Here is a 22,619-nt window from a genome sequence, read left to right as displayed (position 1 = left end):
AATACGCTTACCGCCAATTCCACTGAAGCAGATGAAGTAAATTAAATGAAAATAGAATCCCTTATTAATGTTATCGAAGCCACTATGTTCCGTAAAAGAGTCATGGTGCTTGTTGCTTTCGTACTAGCCAGTATTTTTCTTGTTTTTCAAGCGAGCCAAATAAAGCTTGATGCGGCTTTTGAAAAGCACATTCCCCTTAATCATACCTACATGAAAACCTATCTTGAATATCGAGAAAACTTTGGTGGCGCTAATAACGTGCTTATCTCAGTTTGTGACACAGAAGGAGATATTTTTAATGAATCTTTCTTTGGCGCGCTAAAAGGTGTTCATGATCAGTTATTTTTCATTCCTGGTGTTGACCGTATTCAAGTTAAATCATTATATTCACCGAGCACCCGTTTTGTTGAAATTGTTGAAGACGGTTTTGCTGGTGGTCCGGTTATCCCGGCAAATTTTCAGCCTGATTCACAAGGTTTAGCTGTTGTTAAAGCCAATATTGAGAAAGCAGGTATCGTTGGTAGTATTGTTGCCGACGATTACAGTTGTGCCATGGTTAAAGCGTCCTTAATGGATACAGACCCACAAACAGGGGCACGCTTAGATACACTTGTTATTGCTGAGCAACTTGAGCAACAAATTAGAGGAAAATTCGAAAAAGATAATATCAGCATCCATATTATTGGTTTTAGTAAGATGGTTGGCGATGTTGCTGAGGGCGCGAAAGGCGTTGTTGCTTTCTTTGCCATTGCGATTGTTATTACCACGCTGATGGTTTTTTGGTTTTGTCGTTCTATTTCTCTAACCCTTTTACCGATAGCATGTTCGCTGGTTGCCGTTGTTTGGCAGTTAGGTATGTTATCTACCTTAGGGTTTGGACTCGATCCGATGTCGATTCTAGTGCCGTTTTTAGTGTTTGCCATTGGTGTCAGCCATGGTGTACAAATGATTAACTCGGTCTCCAAACTGGTTAGTAAGGGAGCAACATCCAAAGAAGCCGCACAAATGAGCTTTCGCTTGTTGTTGATACCAGGCGGTATCGCCTTGCTGTCTGATACGGTCGGTTTCTTAACGTTACTTTCTATTGATATCGGTATTATTCGTGAATTGGCTATTACTGCATCTCTGGGTGTTGCTATGATTATTTTAACCAATTTAATTTTACTCCCTTTATTGGTTTCTTTTATTCATGTCCCTAAAGTTGAGCCTGAAATAGCAGATAAGAACAAAGTCACTGTTTGGGATGTAATGTCTTCGTTTGCTACCAAGCGAATTGCAACAGTTATACTTGTTATAACCGCTGTTTTATATGCTGCTGGATACTATTACTCACAAGACATGAAAATAGGAGAGCTTCATGCGGGCGCTCCATCTTTGCATGAGACATCACGTTATAATCAAGACACTTTTTTAATTACTGACCGTTATGCCATCAGTGTTGATTATATGTCAGTGATCGTTGAAAGCCCTGCTGATTCATGTACTTTTTACGAGACAATGGACTTAATAGATACCTTTCAATGGCAGATGGAAAATACGGTTGGTGTGCAATCAGCAATCAGTTTAGCGTCAGTTGCTAAAATTGTTAATGCTGGTTATAACGAAGGTAATGCTAGATGGCGTGTTCTATCACGCAACCAACAAACATTAGTGCAATCAATTGCCCGAATACCTTCAACAAGTGGCCTATTGAACAGTGATTGTAGCGTTATGCCCGTGATTCTTTTCTTAGAAGATCACAAAGCTGAAACCATTAATCGAGTTGTTGATAAAGTAAAAGTTGTTACTCAGGCATTAGAAACAGACGAGGTTAAGTTTAAACTTGCCTCTGGCCCTGTTGGTGTTATGGCAGCGACTAATGAAGCGGTTGCTGAAGCGCAAACGCCGATGATGCTTTACGTTTACGGCGCGGTAACTTTATTGTGTTTCATTAGCTTTAGAAGTGTGCGTGCCACGATTGTCGTTATCGTGCCGCTTTATGTCGTGTCAACGTTAGCGCAATGGTTAATGACCGCACTTGATATTGGCCTAACGGTTTCTACACTTCCGGTTATTGCTTTAGGTGTTGGTATTGGTGTCGATTACGGTATTTATATCTTATCAACGATGAGTATAAAATTACGTGAGGGTTACCAAGTTCAAGAAGCTTATTTACTCGCTTTGAAAGAGCGAGGCAGTGCAGTCTTAATAACGGGTGTTACTTTAGCTATTGGCGTTTCAACCTGGTTTTGGTCAGATTTGAAATTTCAAGTCGATATGGGAATACTCTTAACCTTCATGTTCTTGGTGAATATGATCGCTGCAGTACTGGTCCTACCTGCTATTGCTGCTTTTTTATGGCCTAATAAAAAATAAGGTTAATACGTTAAACCTGCATAAATAAACAAGAAAATGACCGAAAGGTCATTTTCTATTTATAACAAGTGAATAAACAATTACTCTCAGTAATTTTGACAAGCCGCTGTAAATAATTAATCACCATAAATAGTAAAATATTCCTCGCAATAGCCTAAAATTCTTAATAAAATCGCATATATAGTCTATTCTTTTAGACAATAATAAATATTTATATAAAAAATTATACAAATTACCCTGTTAATTGTTTTAAATAATCAATTTTGAAATGATTCAGTACAACAGCGTTTTATCCAAAAAGGAAAACGGCATGGCGTTAGTAGACGGTTTACCCTCAGTGATACTCTCGAATGTAGCACAGTTAATTCAGCAAAAAGTTCCCGCTAAGACAGCTCCGCTCGTTGAGCAGTTTGCAGAGCTCCTTTATAGCAATATTTCTACGCTTGATTTAGAGCATCGTAACGATAGTGATATGTACGGTGCGACGTTAAGTCTGTGGAATTCGTTAAATGGTCACCAAAATAATGCACCGGTGATTAAAGTTTTTAATCCTCAAGTTTCTAAGCATGGCTGGAAATCAAGTCATACTATTATCGAAGTCATTATCGCCGATATGCCATTTCTTGTTGATTCATTGCGAATTGCCCTTAACCGTTTAGGCTTATCACCGCATTTAATGTTAAATAGTCCTATTAATATTATTCGTGATGACAAAAATCAAATTACACGTTTATCAGCAGCCGCTAATAAATCGTTAAAATCGGCAACGGCTGTCGCTGTTTTCTTTATTGAAGTTGACCGTCAAACCGATCAAAAAGTCCTTGATAAAATAACCAAAGAGCTTCATTCAGTGGTTAATGACATTGCGATAACGGTTGACGATTGGCAAGCAATGCGTGCACGTCTTGGTGAAGTGATCACCGAAACAGCCGAAGCAAAATTACCTTGTTCAATCAATGATCATGATGACGCATTAGAGTTCTTAAAGTGGATGTTAAACGATAATTTCACTTTATTAGGCTATCGTTCATACAATGTTAAAACATTAACAGGTGATATGGCACTCTCGGCCAATGTTGAATCAAGTTTAGGATTAATGAAGCGCTCTGATGGCACAGTAGAACGCTTAATTTCAACATTATCTAGTTCTGCTCGAGAGCTTGCTTTAGGGGTTAACCCGTTAATTTTGACCAAAACCAATTCTCGGTCACGCGTACATCGTCCTGCCCACCTAGATTATATTGGCGTAAAACGTTTCGATGCTAAAGGTAATGTTATTGGTGAGGAACGCTTTGTTGGTTTATTTGGCTCTGCTTATTATACCAATAGTGCCTTAGATTTACCGTTAATAAAGTCTAGAGTTACCACCGTTTGTGAAAGCTCTGGTTTTGCTCGTGGTACTCACGCTTATAAAGCGATGATTAATATTTTAGAAACCTACCCACGTGACGAAATATTACAAAGTAGCACAGATGAATTATTAAAAAATGTTTTAGGCATTTTCCAAATGCAAGAGCGTGATTACTCTGGACTTTTTGTTCGCCGTGATGCCTTTGATCGTTTCTACTCTTGTATGGTCTATGTACCCAGAGAACGTTATAACACTGAATTACGTGTTAATACTCAAAAGTTACTCAAAGAAGCATTTGGTAGCGGTCAAGAAGTCGAGTTTACCACTTACTTTTCTGAATCAGCACAAGCGCGTACCCACTATATTGTTCGTGTTAAATCAACTAAAGCAGATATCAACGTGAAACAAATTGAAAAGAACTTAAATGAAGCAGCAAGAAGCTGGGATGATAAACTCGCAGCATCTCTGAACTCTCACAAAGGTGAAGCTAAAGGTAAAACATTAAGTCGTAAATACTGTAGTTTTCCACAATCTTACAAAGATGAAGTGTTACCGGGTACGGCAATCGTTGATATTGAAAAACTTGAGTCGTTATCAGCAGAAAACCCACTGGAAATGTTGTTTTATCAACCACAAGAAGAAAGTGCTAACAGCCGTCACGTAAAATTAAAATTGTTCCATACGGGCGACCCCATCCACTTGTCAGATATTTTACCTATCCTTGAAAACTTCGGTTTACGTGTTATTGGTGAAAGCCCTTATTTAGTTAAAACATTAACGGGTGAACATTGTTGGATCTTAGACTTTTCGATGTTACTGACCGGACAAGGTAAGTTCACCCTTGAAATAGTACAAAACTTGTTCCAAGACGCCTTTGCAAAAGTTTGGGCGGGTGATTTAGAAGATGATGGTTTTAACCGTTTAATTTTAGGTGCCGAGCTTGGTGGTCGCGAAGTTTCTATTATCCGTGCTTATGCACGATATGAGCGTCAAATCGGTGGTACCTTTAGCCAAAGTTATATCGAAGATACTTTTGCTCGTTACCCTAATATTGCTGAGTTATTGATTAAATTCTTTATTTTCCGCTTTGATCCAACGACGAAAATTTCAGAAAAAGCGTTGAATAAAGTCAGTGCTGATATTGAAAAATCTCTCGATAATGTCGCTAACTTAGATGATGACCGTATTATCCGCCGTTTTGTTGAAATGATCAGTGCCACCATTCGTACTAACTATTTTCAACCTCATCCGATAACAGGTCAAAAATCTTACATTTCATTTAAGATTTTACCTCGCCAGATAAGTGACGTACCACTACCGCTTCCTGAATTTGAAATATTTGTTTATTCACCACAACTTGAAGGTGTTCATTTACGCGGTGGCAAAGTCGCCCGTGGTGGTTTACGTTGGTCAGATAGACAAGAAGATTTCCGCACTGAGGTTTTAGGCTTAGTTAAAGCTCAACAAGTTAAAAATACGGTTATTGTTCCTGTTGGCGCTAAAGGGGGGTTTGTTTGTAAACAACTCCCAGTAGGCGGTACTAGACAAGAAATATTTGAAGCAGGTAAAGAATGTTACCGTACCTTCATTCGTGGTTTGTTAGATCTTACCGACAACATTATTGATGGCGTAATTGTGCCACCACTGAATGTTGTTCGTCTTGATGACGATGACGCTTATTTGGTTGTTGCTGCCGATAAAGGCACGGCAACCTTCTCAGATACTGCTAATGCGATTTCCGACGAATATAACTTCTGGATGGGCGATGCGTTCGCTTCTGGTGGTAGTGTTGGCTATGACCATAAAGCGATGGGAATTACGGCTAAAGGCGCTTGGGAATCTGTTAAACGTCATTTCCGCGAAATGGATATTGATTGTCAAACAACTGATTTCACCTGTATTGCTATTGGTGATATGGCGGGTGATGTATTTGGTAATGGTATGTTGTTGTCAAAGCACATCCGTTTACAAGCAGCATTTAACCATATGCATATTTTTATTGACCCTAATCCCGACGCAGCAAGCTCTTATGTAGAGCGTGAACGTTTATTTAATATGCCGGGCTGTACTTGGGAAGATTACAACAAAGAATTAATTTCTGAAGGTGGTGCGATTTTCAGCCGTCATGTGAAATCTATCAAGTTAACACCACAAATTAAGAGAATGCTCGGTACGCAAAAACAAACCATGTCACCGATTGATCTAATGCAAGCCATTTTGAAAATGAAAGTGGATTTATTGTGGAATGGCGGTATTGGCACGTATGTTAAAAGTTCAAAAGAAAGCCATCTTGACGTTGGCGACAGAGCGAACGACTCATTGCGTATCAATGGCAAAGAATTACAAGCCAAAGTTGTTGGCGAGGGTGGTAACTTAGGTTTCACCCAACTGGGTCGTGTTGAGTTTGGTTTACGTGGTGGACGAATTAATACTGATGCTGTTGATAATGCCGGCGGTGTTGATTGTTCTGATAATGAAGTCAACATTAAAATATTATTAAACAGTTTAGTACAAAATGGTGACTTAACTGTTAAACAACGTAATCAGTTACTTTATGATATGACTGATGATGTCGGTAAAATTGTTATAGAAGATTGTTATCGCCAAACCCATTCATTGTCTATTACGGCAATGCGTGGCGTTAAACAATTAAAAGAGCAAGAGCGTTTTATCCATGGCTTAGAAAAAGCGGGTAAATTAGATCGTGCTTTAGAATTTATTCCAACGGATGATGAAATCTCTGAGCGTTTATCTAAAGGTCAAGGCTTAACTCGCCCAGAACTTTCAGTGCTACTTGCCTATGGTAAAATGGTCTTAAAAGAAGATTTGGTTTGTCCAGGTATAACGGACAACCCTTATCACAATCGTTTATTACTTGAAGCTTTCCCTCCACAATTACAGGTTAAGTATCAAGAACAAATGCAACTGCATCCACTGCGTGCTGAAATTATAGCGACAAAATTAGCCAATGATATTGGTAACGATATGGGTTTCAATTTTGTTAATCGCATGCATGAAGAAACAGGTGCAACGGTTGCTGAAATCGCCAATTGTTATGTTATGGCCAGTGAAGTTTTCGAGTTATCAACCATTTGGAACGAAATTACCGAATTAGATAATAAAATTTCGACTTCTATTCAAACTGAAATGTTATTTCAAATGCGCCGTACGGTACGACGAGCAACACGTTGGTTCTTACGCCATCGTAATAAAGCGTTAGGTATTGCTGAAACAATCGCTATGTATCGCCCAACGTTTGAAAATTTAGCCAACAATTTAGATAAGTTATTGGTAACCGCAGAAGTTGAACAACTACAACGTGTTGAAACAGATCTAGTTGGAACAGGCGTTCCAGTGAAAATCGCAAAACGTATTTCACAGTTAAGTTCATTATTTCCAGTAATGGATATTGCTGATATTTCAATAGCGGATAATCGTCCAATTGAATTAGTTGCTGACTTATACTTCAAGCTAGGTGTTCGTTTAGACTTACATTGGTTCTTAGATCAAATCACTAGCCAACCGGTATCTAATCACTGGCAAGCGCTTGCTAGAGCTTCATTTAGAGAGGAACTTGATTGGCAGCAACGTTCATTAGCACAAGTCGTTTTACGCTGCGATTGTGGTGTTGAACAACCTGAGGTCGAAGCCTTACTTAATAACTGGATTGAGACGAATGCTCAACCACTTGAACGTTGGAACCAAATCTTAGCTGACTTTAGAATTGGTCGCACGCATGAGTTTGCAAAGTTCTCTGTTGCGCTAAGAGAGTTAATGTTACTGAGTTTAAATTGCGATCCAGCAAAATAAGCCAAAGCCATTAATCAAGCTTTAACGAGATTGATTTAACTGATAAAATCCTCACTACTAAGTGGGGATTTTTTTTAGGTCGTTGTCGATTTTGATTAAAGTTTTTTCGCGTTAACTTATCCGTCCAGAGGCAATATGTTTTATTCCGCAATTCGTAAAGTATTATTCAAGTTTGATCCTGAAGCTATTCATGAGCTGACAATAAAAGGCTTTAAAGCCTCGGGTTCAACACCATTAAATTTACTTTATAAACAAAACATTACTGATAAACCAGTCGAAGCCATGGGTATTACCTTTCCTAATCCGGTTGGGTTAGCGGCTGGATTAGACAAAAATGGCGAATGCATTAACGCGTTTGATGCCATGGGATTTGGCTTTGTTGAGATAGGAACTGTGACACCTAAGCCACAACCGGGTAACCCAAAACCGCGTATTTTCCGTTTACCGATAGCAAATGCAGTTATAAACCGCATGGGCTTTAATAACAAAGGCGTTGATTACTTAATTGATCAAGTACGTAAAGCAAATTTTAAAGGCGTGCTGGGTATTAATATTGGTAAAAATAAAGATACCCCAGATGATCAAGCTAAAGACGATTATCTTATTTGTATGCGTAAAGTTTATAACTACGCAACCTACATCACCATAAATATCTCATCACCAAATACGCCAGGTTTACGTTCATTACAATATGGTGATGCATTAAATGAGCTATTAGCCGCGCTTAAAGCGGAACAAAAAGTACTGACCGAACTGCATAGTAAATATGTACCGTTAGCCGTAAAAATAGCACCAGATTTAAGCAAAGAAGAGATTGAATCGATTGCCCAATGTTTGATCAGCAATAATATTGATGGCGTTATTGCCACTAACACCACACTTTCACGTGAAGGTGTGGTTGGCTTAGAGCATGGAGAAGAGCAGGGTGGTCTCAGTGGTGAGCCAGTAAAAGACAAAAGTACCGAGGTTATTCGTTTATTGGCAATAGCCCTAGATAATAAATTACCTATAATCGGTGTTGGCGGTATTTCGAGTGGCCGTGATGCACAAGAGAAAATAGCGGCGGGTGCTAAATTAGTACAAGTTTATACTGGCTTTATATACCAAGGTCCTGAATTGGTTAAAGACATAGTGAATAGCCTTTAACTGACGACTTCAATGGTTTAACGCTATTTCTTACACTTGTCTATATATGGGGTAGCGTTAACTCACTGGCAATTAAATTCAGTACCTTGTGCAGTTTTACTTGAATATAGCGAGGTAATAATTTTTTCTCTTGCGCTAACAGAGTTAACTCAGCTGGCGTTATCGCAATAAAACATTTTACCTGCTGATGTTCTTTTTGGTAAACACTGAAAACATCATCAGCAAAATAGCTAATCTCTCCCTGATGATCTTTAGTTATCTCTTCATCAACAAATTGCTGAGTTTCTAGATAGAGATTGATTAATAAAATATTTTTTTCATCACCATACCAATTTGCGGTCAGTGTTTGAAAATTAAATTGTGCTTCAAGCTTATTACACACTGACTTTATCTGAGTAAACTGTTCTATTAAATCGTTACCCGGCATAATAGCGATCGGTAGCTGTTCTGTCATAGTTTTAAGGTTACTTTGAATTTCAAATTTAAACATTATCAATATTAATTAGTAACATAAAGCATAAAAGGCTTTTTATTGCCTTTGCCTAACATTATTTTGCTGGTCGTTTTCATCATTAGGATTGATTTTGGACTTTTCTTTCTTCTCTTTAGACCTCTGGGTTTATTTCACTTTACTTGCTGCTGTTATGCAGGCTATTCGCACCGCTGGACAAAAGAAGCTATCGGGACATTTAAGTGCGATGGCGACGACAGGTGTGCGCTATATCTATGCGCTGCCTTTTGCTTTTATATATTTGCTCTTTATTACCGAACAGCGAGCAGTGACTTTACCTGTGCTTAACAGTCATTTTCTTATGTACGCGCTTATCGCTTGTCTGATGCAGATTATTGGGACTTTTTGTTTGGTTGCGGCCTTTAAATATCGTAATTTTGCGGTAGCGACAAGTTTAGCTAAAACTGAAGCTATTCAAGTTGCTGTCGTGGGAGCCTTGTTCTTTTCAGTTTCTTTATCATTGCTAGCGTGGTTATCTGTTTTTATTGGTGTGATAGGCGTGTTAATTGTCTCAAAAGTAAAATTTACGGTTACTGATATTTTTAAAAACCCAGGCGCTGGTTTTGGCTTATCTTCAGGCTTAGCCTTAGCTATTACGACCTTATTAATTAGAGAATCAAGCTTGGCCCTAAACACAGATTTAATGGTTAGTGCCGCTGTTACTTTGTTGTTTATGGTTGGCGTACAGTCCGTCATATCAATTATTTATCTTAGTTTAAAAGATAGAAAGCAACTTACCTTAATGGCTAAACATTGGCGTATGTGTTTATTTGTTGGCATAACCAGCGTTATTGGTTCAATTGGTTGGTTTACTGCCGCTAGTTTTCAAAATGCAGCCCATGTGAAGGCACTAGGACAAGTAGAGTTTTTTATTACTTTATTATTAACTTACCGAATTTTTAAGGAACGTATTAGTCGAATTGAATACCTAGGTATGTTATTAATTATTGTTAGTGTGGTTATTTTATTACTTTGGGCATAGTGGCTAGCGTCTGTTTTTGCTACACTCGCAGAAAATTATTATTGTATTAATTAAATTGGATTTAAAATGAAAATTGCAGATAAAACCGTTGTTCAATTTCACTACACCTTAAAAGATGAAGCTGGCAATGAAATTGAATCATCATACGCGGGTGATCCTTTAGCCTATCTTCATGGCTATAAAAATATGTTAGTCGGTGTCGAAAATGCCTTAGTGGGTAAAGAAGTAGGCAACAAATTTTCAGTCACGCTACAACCAGAAGATACTTACGGTGAGCGTAAAGAAGATATGATCCAACGTGTTCCAGCAAAACATCTACAAGACGGTCAAGGGACCACTAAATGGCAAGCTGGCATGACAGCTTCTGTTGAAACCGAGCAAGGTCAACGTCAAGTGACTATTGTTAAAGCGGGTAAGTTTATGGTCACTGTTGATATTAACCCACCCCTTGCTGGTATGGTATTAACCTTTGACTTAGACGTCATTGATGTACGTGCTGCTACAGATGAAGAAATTGAACATGGTCACGCACATGGCGCTGGCGGCCATCACCACTAAATTTTCTTAGTTAAAGTGGTCATTTATTTTGAATGTTAAAGGTCAGCTCTGCTGACCTTTTTTATATTGAGTTGCTGAGTGTGTTTTAAAGTTAATCATCAACTTTATTTATTGAAAGCACATACATCTCATTATTTAAATTTGCTTGCCAGCATATATTTAAATTGTAGAGTTTCATGCCATAGATTTTATCATCGCCTTGTCGCTTTTTATAAGCGGGCCTAGGGTCCTGCGCTAAGACTTGTTCAATAAAAAGTGCTAGCTCTGGATACTCTCGTTGATACTTTTGCATATCATCTTGTGCTTGCTGAGAAAATTTGGTGGTTACCGCGTGCAAGGGTTGTTGTGCAAAGCCGGCCTGTGCACCATCAATACTATCAGAGTAGGGAATATAAGGTTTAATATCAACAACGGGCGTTTGATCAAGCAGGTCTAGTCCAGAAATATTAATAACAGTTTGTTTGTTGTTTTGCGTAATACCCTCTAACTTTACTACCGACATACCAATTGGATTAGGTCTGAATGTAGAGCGAGTGGCTAATACCCCCAGTTTTTTATTTCCTCCCAAGCGAGGTGGTCTCACGAGCGGTTTCCAACCTTGGCGCTGCGTCCCATGAAATATAAACAATACCCACAGATGACTAAATTGCTCAATGCCACGAAGCAACTCTTGGTTATTGGCATCATCAAGTAATAAAATTGAGCCTTGTGCTGCACTCACTAGACCCGGTTGACGAGGAATAGCGAATTTTTCTTTGTAGGGAGAATTAACGCGACCAATATAGTTGAAGGTTACCTGGTTTTCAGGTGATACAGTCATTAGTTAATCTTTTTAAGCGGTTCAACTTGATAAGACATACCATAGCAGACAAGCGTTGCAATACATTGCTTATTTGCTTGGTCGCCATCAATCAACGCACAACCACTAAAAATTATCGCATTCGCTTGTTGTTGAGCTGCTTGTCTACGTGCTTCAGTTCTTGCCGCTATTTTATCTGGTAAGGCATGATGACTTTTTGCCTGGCAATCTTCACCCTCAACTAAGCCAATAAGTTTGTAGCGGCCAGGAAATTCACTTTCATCTTGAAAAACTTTTACCTGTGCATGGCTAAAGTATGTTTGAAAATTTTCTTTGTCCAAATTTGTTGAAACAGTATATTGAGATGAGCATGCTGATAATCCGATTAACGTCAGCATTAGTATTAATTTATTGTTGGTTTTACTTATAGTCTTCATTTTTATCACTAGGTTACTTACTTATATTTGCTTTAACAGGGGCTTTATTACTGATCCAATAATTAAATAATTTATCAATAACGTTACTTTGTTGTTTCATATTTATCCAATTACGCATAAACAGTTCAAAAGCTTGATCGTTATGATTAATAGGGAATGCCATAGATATAGGTGCTAAGACAGGTTTAGGCACAATAACTGTGTACTCAGGATATAATAATGTCCAGGCAGAAGCTGCTGCAGCACCAAATAGCATACCATCAAAATGTTGGTGCTTTTCTTTAAAGAATAATCTGGGTGTTGATATTTTCCAGGCCTTATTATGAATAAAGTTGCGTTCAACAGCTGTTTGGTAAAAGAAAGTTTCAGGTATACCGATAATCAGCGCTTTATTCTCAATAATTTTAGACCATTGCTTAAACTCTACACGTCTTTCATCTTTTACAATAAAGGCTAGTGATTGCTGAGAATAAGGCACCGTAAGGGTGAATTTAGTCATATTATCTGGGATAACTGGAATACCTGTCGTGATATCCAAATAGCCTGATTGTAAGAGTGCTTCCGCTTGATGATGAAATATTTTTACAAATTCAACATTTACGTTGAGGTCAATGGCGAGCTGATTCATTATTTCAATATCAAAACCGACCAACTTACCGTTATTGTTATGAAAGGCGTAAGGTAAGTCATCTCTGAAATAGCCAACCCTAATAAAACCACGTTGTTGAATTCGTTTTAGCACAGGAGAAAATGTAGGTTTGGTAACAGCATTCGCAGGGCTGTTTTCGAGGTAATTGCTTTCAACACCAGTGAACAAAAAGTCTCGCTCTATAAATTTGCTATAGCCTTGATACTGGTGACTTATAGTGTCAAAACTGAAACGTAAGGAGATAAATGCCAATACCGAAACAAGCGGGATTATCGCTAAGTTACGCAGCAGTACACGCCATTTTATAGTAAAGCGCTTTAACATTGCCGTGGCAATTAATAGCGGTAAACAGCTAGAAAATACCACTGAAAAAATAGCACTTAACCGAGCGCCAATAAGGTTCTCTGCCACTAAATAAAAGTCGAACATAGCACCAGAAACATTAAACAATTCTAGTAAATTTTGCATCGCTAATGTTGTGCTACCAAATAACTGTGGCAAGCCAGCAACGACTAGATTGATATGATCAGTAAAAGAAATATGGGCACCAGAAAACCAAGCGGCAAAGAGCACAAAAAGTAAAGCAAGTAGCTTACCACCGACGGGTAAACTAAAAGATATTGGCACAATAATCTCTGATATTTTTTCAAGATCGCTATCTTGAGGGTATTTTTGTTTAAGTAATTTTTTAGTGTTTTCAACAATCACGGGTAATACTGAAAAGAAGCTGCCCGTAGCGAAAGCAGTGATCATTGGCTCGCGAGAGACACTAACTATTTCTCGATAACCAAAAGGGGTGACGGTTGCAACAATGGCGGGGAATACCACAAAACAAAGCAGAGTTACCAAAACTATTGCACTAAGCATGTAAACAACTAAACCATCGAGTTGGCTTGCATCAAGAGTAACAGCGGCACGCCAACCGATACAAAATATACCCAAGGGGGCAAATTTCATAATAAAACCATTAATGTTTGCGGTTGCTTGTTGTAAGTTTGAAAGCATTAACAAGGTTTGTCTTTTAGATTTAATCTTCATTAAACCAAGCCCCATGCAGATACTAAAAAAAACTACCGCAGGGATTAAAGTATTTGCTAAGGCATTAAAAGGATTTGCCGAGATAAATAAGTCAACCAAGCTAAATTCTGGCACAGATTGTATGGTGTTATTAGAATAAAACTCGGCATGTTGCCATTGAGGAAAGGACAAAGGGGTGCTAAAAATAAAAAATAGTACGACCGCTATCATCATTAAGATAATCAATAAACTTTGTTTAGAGACCTTTTTGGCTTTACTCGGGGTAAGCCCACCTATACCAACAACCAGTGACAGCACAATATAAGGCAGTACGGTCATTTGCAGGGCAGTAACAAAAGCATTGGCGGTGTTATCAATCACTGAATATTCGGTTGAAAAGTAATACCCCATCAACAACCCAAGAAACATCGCTAAGATAATTTGTACTAATAACGGTGGTTTAACAAACAACATTAAAATATTGTACTCATAAGTATTTTGCCATAATGATAGTAACGAACTATTTGAAAATTATAATACAAAAAAGCAGTGAACGTTCACTGCTTTTATTTCTTTGGTATTAACAGCTGACTGAGGGGGGTTATTTCACCCGCATACCCGGTTGTGCACCGTCGTCAGGATTTAATATCCATAAATCTTTACCACCAGGACCTGCCGCAAGCACCATGCCTTCAGACATACCAAAACGCATTTTTCTTGGCGCCAAATTAGCAACCATCACGGTATGTTTACCAATTAAATCTTCTGGTTGATACGCTGATTTAATACCGGCAAACACTTGGCGTGTTTCACCACCTTCTTCTTTTGAATCAAGAGCAAGGGTCAAACGTAACAGTTTATCAGCTTTTTCTACATGCTCGGCATTAATGATTTTTACTATACGCAAATCAATTTTAGCAAAATCGTCAAATTGAATTTCTTCGCTAATAGGATCACACCCTAATGGATCATTAAGAGCCGCACTATTATCGACGATTTTTTCTTTTTTAGCTTTTTTTACCGGTTTTTCAGCGTCATCTTTAACAAGTAAATTGTCTTTCGATGCATCTGTCATTGCGTTAACTTTATCCATGTCGACACGCTGTAGTAAGGCTTTAAATTTATTGATCTTGTGGCTCGTCAATAATTTCTTATGTCCTTCCCAGGTTAATTCATCATTTAAAAACGTCGCTGTGCTATCGGCTAATACGGGTAATACCGGCTTTAAATAAATCATTAAGGTACGAAACATATTGATACCTAGCGAACAGATGTCTTGCACTTCTTGCTGCTTAGTTTCATCTTTCACTAACTGCCATGGTTCTTTTACGGCTATATATTCGTTAACTTTGTCGGCCAATGCCATTATTTCACGCATACCACGGGCAAAATCACGCGCTTCATAGTGAGCGGCAATAGAGTCACCTGCCGCCATGACCTCTTCAGCGAGAGCTGGGTTGTCAATGTTTTCTGACAACATACCATCAAAGCGTTTAGTGATAAAACTGGCACAACGTGAGGCAATATTAACCACTTTACCCACTAAGTCTGAATTGACTCGTTGCGCAAAATCTTCAAGATTTAAATCTAAATCATCAATTTTATGGGTTAATTTAGCGGCATAGTAATAACGTAAATATTCAGGGTTTAAATGATCTAAATAAGTACGACCTTTAATAAAGGTACCTTTAGACTTAGACATTTTGGCGCCATTAACCGTAACAAAACCATGAGCATGCACTGCCGTTGGTTTTCTAAAGCCTGCACCTTCGAGCATAGCTGGCCAGAATAAACTATGAAAATATATAATGTCTTTGCCAATGAAATGGTAGAGCTCAGCTTCTGAGTCAAGCGCCCAAAATGCATCAAAATCGATACCGGTTTTATCACATAAGTTTTTGAAACTGCCCATGTAACCAATAGGAGCGTCTAGCCAGACATAAAAGTATTTGCCCGGAGCATTGGGTATTTCAAAGCCAAAATAAGGAGCGTCGCGGCTAATATCCCATTGTTGTAAACCAGACTCAAACCATTCAGCTAACTTATTAGCCATTTCATCTTGCAATGCGCCACTTCGTGTCCAATCTTGCAACATCTCACTAAAAGCAGGCAAGTCAAAGAAGTAGTGCTCTGAATCTTTTAATACTGGTGTTGCGCCAGAAACAACTGAACGCGGGTTTAGCACTTCAGTGGGCGAATACGTCGCGCCACACTCGTCACAGCTATCGCCGTTTTGATCGGCTGCCTGACACTTAGGACAAGTGCCCTTTACAAAGCGGTCAGGTAAAAACATCCCTTTTTCTGGATCGTATAGTTGAGAGATGACTCTGGTTTTAATATGACCTTTAGCATGCAAACGATTATAAATTTCGTGAGCAAACGCTTCATTCTCTGGACTATGCGTTGAATGATAGTTATCGAAACTAATATGGAAGTCTGCAAAGTCGCTCATATGCTCTTCACGGACACCATTGATCATTTCTTCAGGTGTTACCCCTAACTCATGCGCTTTAAGCATAATAGGCGTGCCATGGGCATCATCAGCACAAACAAAATAAGTTTCATGGCCGCGCATACGTTGAAAACGCACCCAAATATCGGTCTGAATATGTTCGAGTAAATGACCTAAATGAATAGAGCCATTGGCATAAGGCAGCGCACAAGTTACAAGAATTTTACGTTTATTTTTAGCAGTTGATGATGACTCTGATAACGACATATAAAGTTTACATTTATTGGTGGTAATTATGAGGGGAATGGTACAGAATTTGTAATTACTTTTCATTAATAATTATTGCTTAAACGCGATAAAGTGCCTTTTAAAATGTTCTCAAAGATATTTTCGTCAAAAACACTCCCCAGTGACGCTAAACAAACGCTTGTTGATAGCTTAAATCGTTATCGAAGTGAAAATTTTCCTCAAGGAATTCTATATCCTGATATTGACCCTGAAATTACCTTAGAAAAAGGTAATGATATTGTCATTAAATTGTCTTTACCTTTCCCTTGCAATAGTGAAATACAATTATTAACTGAAATGCTTACTAAAGAAGTTAAGCAGACCGTTCGTTTTGATGTTAAGTACAATGTTAAGCCGGTTCGCCGCCATGAACTCTTAGGTATAAAGAATATTATTGCTATTGCCTCAGGAAAAGGTGGAGTAGGGAAGTCGACGACAGCAGTTAATCTTGCTTATGCGTTAATCGCAGAAGGAGCCTCGGTTGGCATTTTAGACGCTGACATTTATGGCCCATCAGTTCCTACATTACTGGGTTTAAAAGGAGCAAAGCCTAGCTCTGATGATGGTAAGTTACTCACGCCAATAAATGCTAATGGTTTAAGCGCAATGTCGCTGGGTTTTTTAGTCGATGAAGATGATGCAACTGTTTGGCGAGGTCCAATGGCAAGCAGAGCTTTTAGTCAATTACTTAACGAAACTGATTGGCAAGGTATAGATTATTTAATTGTTGATATGCCCCCAGGCACCGGTGATATTCAATTAACGTTATCACAACAAGTACCCGTGGCAGCTTCTGTGGTTATTACCACACCACAAGATATAGCACTGGCTGATGCGATAAAGGGTATTGCGATGTTTGAACAAGTAAAAGTACCTGTGCTCGGTATTATTGAAAATATGAGTTATCACCAATGCGAAAATTGTGGTCATCAATCACACTTGTTTGGTGAAGGTGGAGGCCAACGGGTTGCCAATAAATATGATACGCAACTTTTAGGACAACTGCCGCTTGATGTCAGTATTCGTCGCGATGCAGACCAAGGGGTTTCGCCATTATTAACAGATAACACTAGTAACATCAGTGAGCAATACCGTAAGATAGCGCGAACTATCGCTGCACAGTTATATCTGCAGTTGGATTCACGCAGTCCAAATACCGCAAAACTATTGATTGAAGATTAGCCTTTATAGCTAATTCCCTAACCTTAAAGTAATAACGTAAGAAGAACTAACATGAGATTGTCCGACAAAGACATAGAAACATCGCTTGAAAGAGGTGAAATTATTATTACCCCTGCACCCGATAGCAGTATGATTTCAGGGGTAAGTGTTGATATTCGTTTAGGTAACGAATTTCGCGTTTTTCAAGATCATACCGCACCTTATATCGACTTAAGTGGTCCCAAAGCTGAAATGCAAAAAGCGATGGACTCAGTGATGAGTGATGAAATTGTTATCGCTGATGGTGAGGCTTTCTTTTTACATCCAGGTGAATTAGCGCTAGCGGTTACCTATGAGTCGGTCACTCTACCTGATAATATCGTTGGTTGGTTGGATGGTCGTTCATCATTAGCGCGCTTGGGCTTAATGGTCCATGTTACCGCACATCGCATCGATCCTGGTTGGTCTGGGCAGATTGTTTTAGAGTTTTATAATAGTGGTAAGCTTCCCTTGGCACTTCGCCCTAAAATGAAGATAGCGGCACTAAACTTTGAAACTATGTCTTCAAGCGCTGCACGTCCTTATAATAAACGTGAAGATGCAAAATATAAAAATCAAACAGGTGCTGTTGCTAGCCGTATTAGTCAAGACGAAGCTTCTAAAAACTAAAAACTAAAAACTAAAAACTAAAAAGCCGTAAAATGAACGATCATTTTACGGCTTTTTATCAGCAGTCTAGAAACTAGGCAGAAATACTATTTTGTTTATCAATACCACTTATGCAAAGTTTTAATGCCTGTAACAGTTTCTCTTTATCATGGTTATGACTGTCTGAACCATTAGAAAGGTCGCAATGAATAACGGGCAAAATAGTAGATGTAACCGTTTCATTTTGACAAATAACACTATCAATAGGTAAGCAGCCAATATTTTCTTTGATCCAATTAAGTTTCTCATCTAATGATAATGCTGCGGCAGGACTGTCTTCTGGAGCTAAGTTCTCAATAAACACACAATGAGCTGAGCTTGCCTGAATCGCTTTAGTAATATCTCGCACTAACAAAGGTGGAATAACGCTGGTAAGAAAGCTCCCAGGGCCTAAAATAATCAAATCAGCAGACCTTATTGACTCAATGCACAAAGGCAAGGTTTTAACCAACGGGGCCAATAATAATTTTTCTGGCATTATCGGCATTTTATCAACCGAGAGTTCACCTATTTTACAACGTCCCTTAGGGTAGAAGGCCATTAGATCGGTTGGTGTCTCTGACATCGGATATAAAGGCGTTCTAACCCCTAATAAACGTCTTACAAGCTTTATCGAATCAAGTGGCCGAGATTGCAATTTCCCCAAGGCATATAAAATAAGATTACCTAGATTGTGACCACCGAGTTCATCTTGCCCATCAAATCTAAAGTCAAATAACTGGCTGCCAACAGAGTCCTCATCAACAAGCAATGTTAAGCAATTACGTAAATCACCCCAAGCAATAGAACTACTGCGCCTGCGTAAACGGCCAGTAGAGCCTCCATTATCGGTTGTGGTTACTATACCCGTTAACTGCTTTTTTAAAAAAGAGAGAGTAGATAACACACGACCTAAACCGTGTCCGCCACCAATAGCGACAACATTTAGCTTTTCTAGCTGCATGAAAAATTCTTATTATTATATCTTAGTACAACTTTAACCCCAATTTTGTCATAAAGAAACTATAAACCCTTATTTCATTGAGCTTGCCTAGATGTATTTTTTGAAATTAGGGAAAAAATAGCACCTTGTAGATAAATAATCGTTTAACATTAGTGACATCGCTTAATTGCAGATAAATAAAAGCGCTTTCGAAAAGTTGATATTGATAAATCACTGATTAAACAAAAAATAGTCAAGTTGATGTTTAAGTAAACACTTAACTAAAAACTTTGCAAAAAACACCTTTTTATCTAAAATAATAGTTGACAGTTTTAGGACGGGTGCTTAGAATGCGCCTCGCTTTCAACGAGTGATTAATCATTTGTTAGGCAATGAATTTATAGCATATTAGGCCATGTTATTAATTTGTAGCGGGGCTATAGCTCAGCTGGGAGAGCGCTTCGCTGGCAGCGAAGAGGTCTGCGGTTCGATCCCGCATAGCTCCACCAAGTTTTAAGTTATTTAATTAAGTTAATCTTTATTTAAATAATATTGGTTTTAAGTGTTTTTTATCACTTAAAATAGAAAAGTTTACTTTTCACGATAGTATTTGTGTCCCTATCGTCTAGAGGCCTAGGACACCGCCCTTTCACGGCGGTAACAGGGGTTCGAATCCCCTTAGGGATGCCACTTATTTTTTTATCGCCATATTGGCCGTAATTAAATAAGTAAACAGGGTATAACAAACTAGGTCTTGTTATTTCCTTTGATTGAAGAATGTTTTCAATGATAAAAACAAGATGTAAATCTTGTCCGATGCTTTTCTAAGTAATTGAAAATTGTTTATTCAATATTCAGTTACTCAATAGTTTTAGTGTCCCTATCGTCTAGAGGCCTAGGACACCGCCCTTTCACGGCGGTAACAGGGGTTCGAATCCCCTTAGGGATGCCACTTATTTTTTGTTTCCTTTATCGGAAGTTAATAAATAGGTAAAAAGGGTATAACAAACTAGGTCTTGTTGTTTCCTTTGATTGAAGAACGTTTCAATCATAAAAGCGAGATGAAAATCTTGTTTGATGCTTTTCTAAGTAGTTGAACCTTGTTTATTCAATGTTCACTTACTCAATAGTTTTAGTGTCCCTATCGTCTAGAGGCCTAGGACACCGCCCTTTCACGGCGGTAACAGGGGTTCGAATCCCCTTAGGGATGCCACTTATTTTTTATTTCCTTTATTGGAAGTTAATAAATAGGTAAAAAGGGTATAACAAACTAGGTCTTGTTGTTTCCTTTGATTGAAGAACGTTTCAATCATAAAAGCGAGATGAAAATCTTGTTTGATGCTTTTCTAAGTAGCTAAACCTTGTTTATTCAATGTTTACTTACTCAATAGTTTTAGTGTCCCTATCGTCTAGAGGCCTAGGACACCGCCCTTTCACGGCGGTAACAGGGGTTCGAATCCCCTTAGGGATGCCACTTATTTTTTATGTAACGAGTTACTAAAGAGTCAGTGCTATAAGTGATATAAAAAAACCGACTTATTGTCGGTTTTTTTATGCCTGAAATTTGATGTTTCAATAAGAATATTACCTTAAGTCTATTTTAAGCATTTAAGCAATCCTGTGTTACATTGCTAAGCTTGTATCATACAAAGTGACTTAGGATCACCTTTTTCGAGTTTGTCTGCTAAGATGCTTTAGCTTTTACGTCGTGGTATCACTATTTTATCGAACATCGTCGATCAAACCCAGTGATCTTTAGTCGCTGGGTTCACCATCTGACAGTCTTATGAGTTTACTGATCAGCCTAAAGGCGATAGTAAAAGCAAAGTAACAGGATGATCTGTTACTTATTAGCAATCAATCTTTAGTGGCCAGAGTACTGGTTCAAGTCGTTATATTACTGCTTATTCGGTTTGATCATCGCTAAGCTTTCCTCAGCAAAACCAACGCCAGCCTCAGTATAGAAGTTAAACACTTTATCTACGCCAAAGGTTTCAATTTCTTGGCGCTCATCATCAAACCGAGCAATAGCCGCTATTTGACCTTGATAATTTGCATGTCTTAATTGTAAGGTTATATTTTTAATATCTTGAATTTTTGGCAGGGCGAGCAAGATTAACTCTAGTTTCTCTATTTCTATATTTTCCCAAAAATCAATATTTTCCGCGTCACCACAAAATGCTTGCACGTCATTATCATTCAACCAAGCGATCTTACCTTGGTCGGCATCTAATCCCCATACTTGACCCGTAGCCTGGCTGTCTAAAGCTTTATAAGCGCCCATACCAACGCGACCCATACCAATTACAACAATCGGTGCATCACAAGGTTGTATAAAGTTATCTTCACTGAGTTTACTTTTTCTTTCGTATTTACAAATAAACAATTTATGTCGGGTGAAAATCCGATGAGCAAAGTTATAAGTGATATTAGTAATAATAAACGATAAGGAAACGGCCAAGGACAAAATGACCAACCAATCATTTGTTAACCAGCCATTTTTTGTTGATAGCGAAGCGATGATCAAACCAAACTCACTAAAATTGCTTAATGCTAGTGCCGTTAAATAAGAGGTTCTGCCACGTAATTTAAATTGTGTGAATAAGAAAAAGAATAAGAAAAATTTTACAGGGATAAGTAAAGTTAGTAGGCCTGCCATCGCAAGCATTTCTACTGTGGGTAATGCAGTAAAGCCAATAGATAAGAAAAAACCAATTAAAAAGAGATCTTTAAAGCCCATCAATGATTTATTAATTTCACTGGCTTTACTGTGCGAAGCCAAATACATCCCGACGAGCAGGGCGCCCAAATCACCTTTAATGCTCACTAACTCGAAAAGTTCATAGGCACCAAAGGCTAAGAAAAATCCGGTTAGCGGAATAAGTTCACCGTGACCTACTTGGTCAATAAGTTTATTGATTAACGGCTTTATAAAAAAGGCACTCAACAACAGTAAAGCCCATAATGTTGGAGACTTACCGGTCGCCACCACTAAAAATATTACCGCGACAATATCTTGTATCACTAAAATTCCCACGGCTAATTTACCGTGGCGCGTGCGCATTTCGCCGTGATCTTCCATCAGCTTAACGACACAAACCGTACTACTAAAGCTCAAGGCAAAAATAATTAACCCTAAGGTGTAAAAAGACAAGTCAGCAAAGTAACTAATAGCAGCAAGGGCAAGTAATTTTAGCAGCAAAGCACCGATTAACACCCAAGTGACACTATGAGACAAACTACCTAACCAGACTTCTTTTTTTAATAAGTCTTTAACATTGAGTTTTAAACCAATAGTAAATAACATTAAGGTGATGCCTAGGTTTGCTAATGTATTGATACTGTCGTCGGCTTGAAAACCGAGAAAATTTAGTAAAAACCCTGCAAAGAGATAACCAATTGATGGTGGTAATGAAAATGACTTTGCTGCCATCCCACAACCAAAGGCAAATAGAATCCAAATAAAATCCATA

At 38.3% G+C, this 22,619-nt stretch carries 14 protein-coding genes and 5 tRNA genes; 12 read left to right on the top strand and 7 right to left on the bottom strand.

The window, feature by feature from the left end; translation table 11 throughout:
- Positions 1–45 precede the first annotated feature (45 nt).
- The 3 genes from H4J56_RS09815 (at position 46) to pyrD (ending at position 8,662) form a co-directional block, all read left to right on the top strand.
- Positions 46–2,355 carry an RND family transporter gene (locus tag H4J56_RS09815; RefSeq protein ID WP_182214221.1) on the top strand — a complete coding sequence of 770 codons (2,310 nt, stop codon included), beginning with the start codon at positions 46–48 and terminating at the stop codon, positions 2,353–2,355.
- Positions 2,356–2,665: 310 nt separating this feature from the next.
- Positions 2,666–7,516, top strand: coding sequence for an NAD-glutamate dehydrogenase (locus tag H4J56_RS09810; RefSeq protein WP_182221719.1), 4,851 nt, complete (start codon positions 2,666–2,668; stop codon positions 7,514–7,516).
- 135 nt (positions 7,517–7,651) lie between these two features.
- Positions 7,652–8,662, top strand: a complete 1,011-nt coding sequence (gene pyrD / locus H4J56_RS09805; RefSeq protein ID WP_182230380.1) for a quinone-dependent dihydroorotate dehydrogenase — start codon at positions 7,652–7,654, stop codon at positions 8,660–8,662.
- 40 nt (positions 8,663–8,702) lie between these two features.
- Here pyrD and H4J56_RS09800 read toward each other — a convergent pair whose 3' ends face one another.
- Positions 8,703–9,116: a hypothetical protein gene (locus H4J56_RS09800; protein ID WP_182221721.1), complete on the bottom strand. Its 414-nt coding sequence runs from the start codon at positions 9,114–9,116 to the stop codon at positions 8,703–8,705.
- 130 nt (positions 9,117–9,246) lie between these two features.
- Here H4J56_RS09800 and H4J56_RS09795 point away from each other — a divergent pair, with 130 nt between their 5' ends.
- On the top strand, positions 9,247–10,155 hold the full coding sequence (locus tag H4J56_RS09795; RefSeq protein ID WP_259364617.1) for a DMT family transporter: 909 nt from the start codon (positions 9,247–9,249) through the stop codon (positions 10,153–10,155).
- Between the two features lie 66 nt (positions 10,156–10,221).
- Positions 10,222–10,713 (top strand): peptidylprolyl isomerase, encoded by a 492-nt coding sequence (locus H4J56_RS09790; protein WP_182170177.1) that lies wholly within the window; start codon positions 10,222–10,224, stop codon positions 10,711–10,713.
- A 91-nt stretch (positions 10,714–10,804) separates the two neighbouring features.
- Here the strand turns inward: H4J56_RS09790 and tsaA are convergent, their stop codons facing one another.
- The 4 genes from tsaA to metG form a co-directional block, all read right to left on the bottom strand.
- Complete coding sequence (gene tsaA, locus H4J56_RS09785) at positions 10,805–11,533, bottom strand: tRNA (N6-threonylcarbamoyladenosine(37)-N6)-methyltransferase TrmO (protein ID WP_182214228.1); 729 nt, start codon at positions 11,531–11,533, stop codon at positions 10,805–10,807.
- Entirely contained in the window at positions 11,533–11,949 is a 417-nt protein-coding gene (gene rcsF / locus H4J56_RS09780) for an Rcs stress response system protein RcsF (RefSeq protein WP_182259255.1), read from the bottom strand. Before rcsF ends, tsaA begins: the two co-directional genes overlap by 1 nt.
- 13 nt (positions 11,950–11,962) lie before the next feature.
- Positions 11,963–14,089 (bottom strand): cation:dicarboxylate symporter family transporter, encoded by a 2,127-nt coding sequence (locus H4J56_RS09775; protein WP_182259254.1) that lies wholly within the window; start codon positions 14,087–14,089, stop codon positions 11,963–11,965.
- Between the two features lie 127 nt (positions 14,090–14,216).
- Positions 14,217–16,334 (bottom strand): methionine--tRNA ligase, encoded by a 2,118-nt coding sequence (gene metG, locus H4J56_RS09770; protein WP_182214233.1) that lies wholly within the window; start codon positions 16,332–16,334, stop codon positions 14,217–14,219.
- A gap of 105 nt (positions 16,335–16,439) precedes the next feature.
- On the opposite strand from metG, the gene apbC reads away from it, so the two are divergent.
- Positions 16,440–17,537 (top strand): iron-sulfur cluster carrier protein ApbC, encoded by a 1,098-nt coding sequence (gene apbC, locus H4J56_RS09765; RefSeq protein ID WP_182214235.1) that lies wholly within the window; start codon positions 16,440–16,442, stop codon positions 17,535–17,537.
- Between the two features lie 51 nt (positions 17,538–17,588).
- A complete protein-coding gene (dcd, locus tag H4J56_RS09760; RefSeq protein WP_070376602.1) occupies positions 17,589–18,185 on the top strand; it encodes a dCTP deaminase in 597 nt (198 codons plus the stop codon).
- Positions 18,186–18,258: 73 nt separating this feature from the next.
- Here dcd and yvcK read toward each other — a convergent pair whose 3' ends face one another.
- Positions 18,259–19,167, bottom strand: a complete 909-nt coding sequence (gene yvcK / locus H4J56_RS09755) for a uridine diphosphate-N-acetylglucosamine-binding protein YvcK (protein ID WP_182214237.1) — start codon at positions 19,165–19,167, stop codon at positions 18,259–18,261.
- A 412-nt stretch (positions 19,168–19,579) separates the two neighbouring features.
- Here yvcK and H4J56_RS09750 point away from each other — a divergent pair.
- From H4J56_RS09750 to H4J56_RS09730, 5 genes are all read left to right on the top strand, one after another.
- Positions 19,580–19,655: transfer RNA gene (locus H4J56_RS09750), tRNA-Ala, on the top strand.
- Between the two features lie 105 nt (positions 19,656–19,760).
- Positions 19,761–19,836, top strand: a tRNA-Glu gene (locus tag H4J56_RS09745).
- Between the two features lie 186 nt (positions 19,837–20,022).
- A tRNA-Glu gene (locus H4J56_RS09740) sits at positions 20,023–20,098 on the top strand.
- A gap of 185 nt (positions 20,099–20,283) precedes the next feature.
- A tRNA-Glu gene (locus H4J56_RS09735) sits at positions 20,284–20,359 on the top strand.
- 185 nt (positions 20,360–20,544) lie between these two features.
- Positions 20,545–20,620, top strand: a tRNA-Glu gene (locus tag H4J56_RS09730).
- 423 nt (positions 20,621–21,043) lie between these two features.
- Here the strand turns inward: H4J56_RS09730 and H4J56_RS09725 are convergent.
- Complete coding sequence (locus tag H4J56_RS09725) at positions 21,044–22,618, bottom strand: cation:proton antiporter family protein (protein WP_182214239.1); 1,575 nt, start codon at positions 22,616–22,618, stop codon at positions 21,044–21,046.
- Position 22,619 lies beyond the last annotated feature (1 nt).

This window comes from Colwellia sp. BRX8-4 (assembly GCF_014077345.1).
In the GTDB taxonomy this organism is placed as follows: Bacteria; Pseudomonadota; Gammaproteobacteria; order Enterobacterales; family Alteromonadaceae; genus Colwellia_A.
Note: the sequence above shows the minus strand (reverse complement) of the source record. Positions and strands in the feature narration are given on the sequence as shown.

What these genes read in the sequence shown, in the direction of transcription:
- H4J56_RS09815 (WP_182214221.1), top strand. Translation starts at nt 46, where the DNA reads ATGAAAATAGAATCCCTTATTAATGTTATCGAAGCCACTATGTTCCGT.
- H4J56_RS09810 (WP_182221719.1), top strand. Translation starts at nt 2,666, where the DNA reads ATGGCGTTAGTAGACGGTTTACCCTCAGTGATACTCTCGAATGTAGCA.
- pyrD (WP_182230380.1), top strand. Translation starts at nt 7,652, where the DNA reads ATGTTTTATTCCGCAATTCGTAAAGTATTATTCAAGTTTGATCCTGAA.
- H4J56_RS09800 (WP_182221721.1), bottom strand. Translation starts at nt 9,116, where the DNA reads ATGACAGAACAGCTACCGATCGCTATTATGCCGGGTAACGATTTAATA.
- H4J56_RS09790 (WP_182170177.1), top strand. Translation starts at nt 10,222, where the DNA reads ATGAAAATTGCAGATAAAACCGTTGTTCAATTTCACTACACCTTAAAA.
- tsaA (WP_182214228.1), bottom strand. Translation starts at nt 11,533, where the DNA reads ATGACTGTATCACCTGAAAACCAGGTAACCTTCAACTATATTGGTCGC.
- rcsF (WP_182259255.1), bottom strand. Translation starts at nt 11,949, where the DNA reads ATGAAGACTATAAGTAAAACCAACAATAAATTAATACTAATGCTGACG.
- H4J56_RS09775 (WP_182259254.1), bottom strand. Translation starts at nt 14,089, where the DNA reads ATGTTGTTTGTTAAACCACCGTTATTAGTACAAATTATCTTAGCGATG.
- metG (WP_182214233.1), bottom strand. Translation starts at nt 16,334, where the DNA reads ATGTCGTTATCAGAGTCATCATCAACTGCTAAAAATAAACGTAAAATT.
- apbC (WP_182214235.1), top strand. Translation starts at nt 16,440, where the DNA reads ATGTTCTCAAAGATATTTTCGTCAAAAACACTCCCCAGTGACGCTAAA.
- dcd (WP_070376602.1), top strand. Translation starts at nt 17,589, where the DNA reads ATGAGATTGTCCGACAAAGACATAGAAACATCGCTTGAAAGAGGTGAA.
- yvcK (WP_182214237.1), bottom strand. Translation starts at nt 19,167, where the DNA reads ATGCAGCTAGAAAAGCTAAATGTTGTCGCTATTGGTGGCGGACACGGT.
- H4J56_RS09725 (WP_182214239.1), bottom strand. Translation starts at nt 22,618, where the DNA reads ATGGATTTTATTTGGATTCTATTTGCCTTTGGTTGTGGGATGGCAGCA.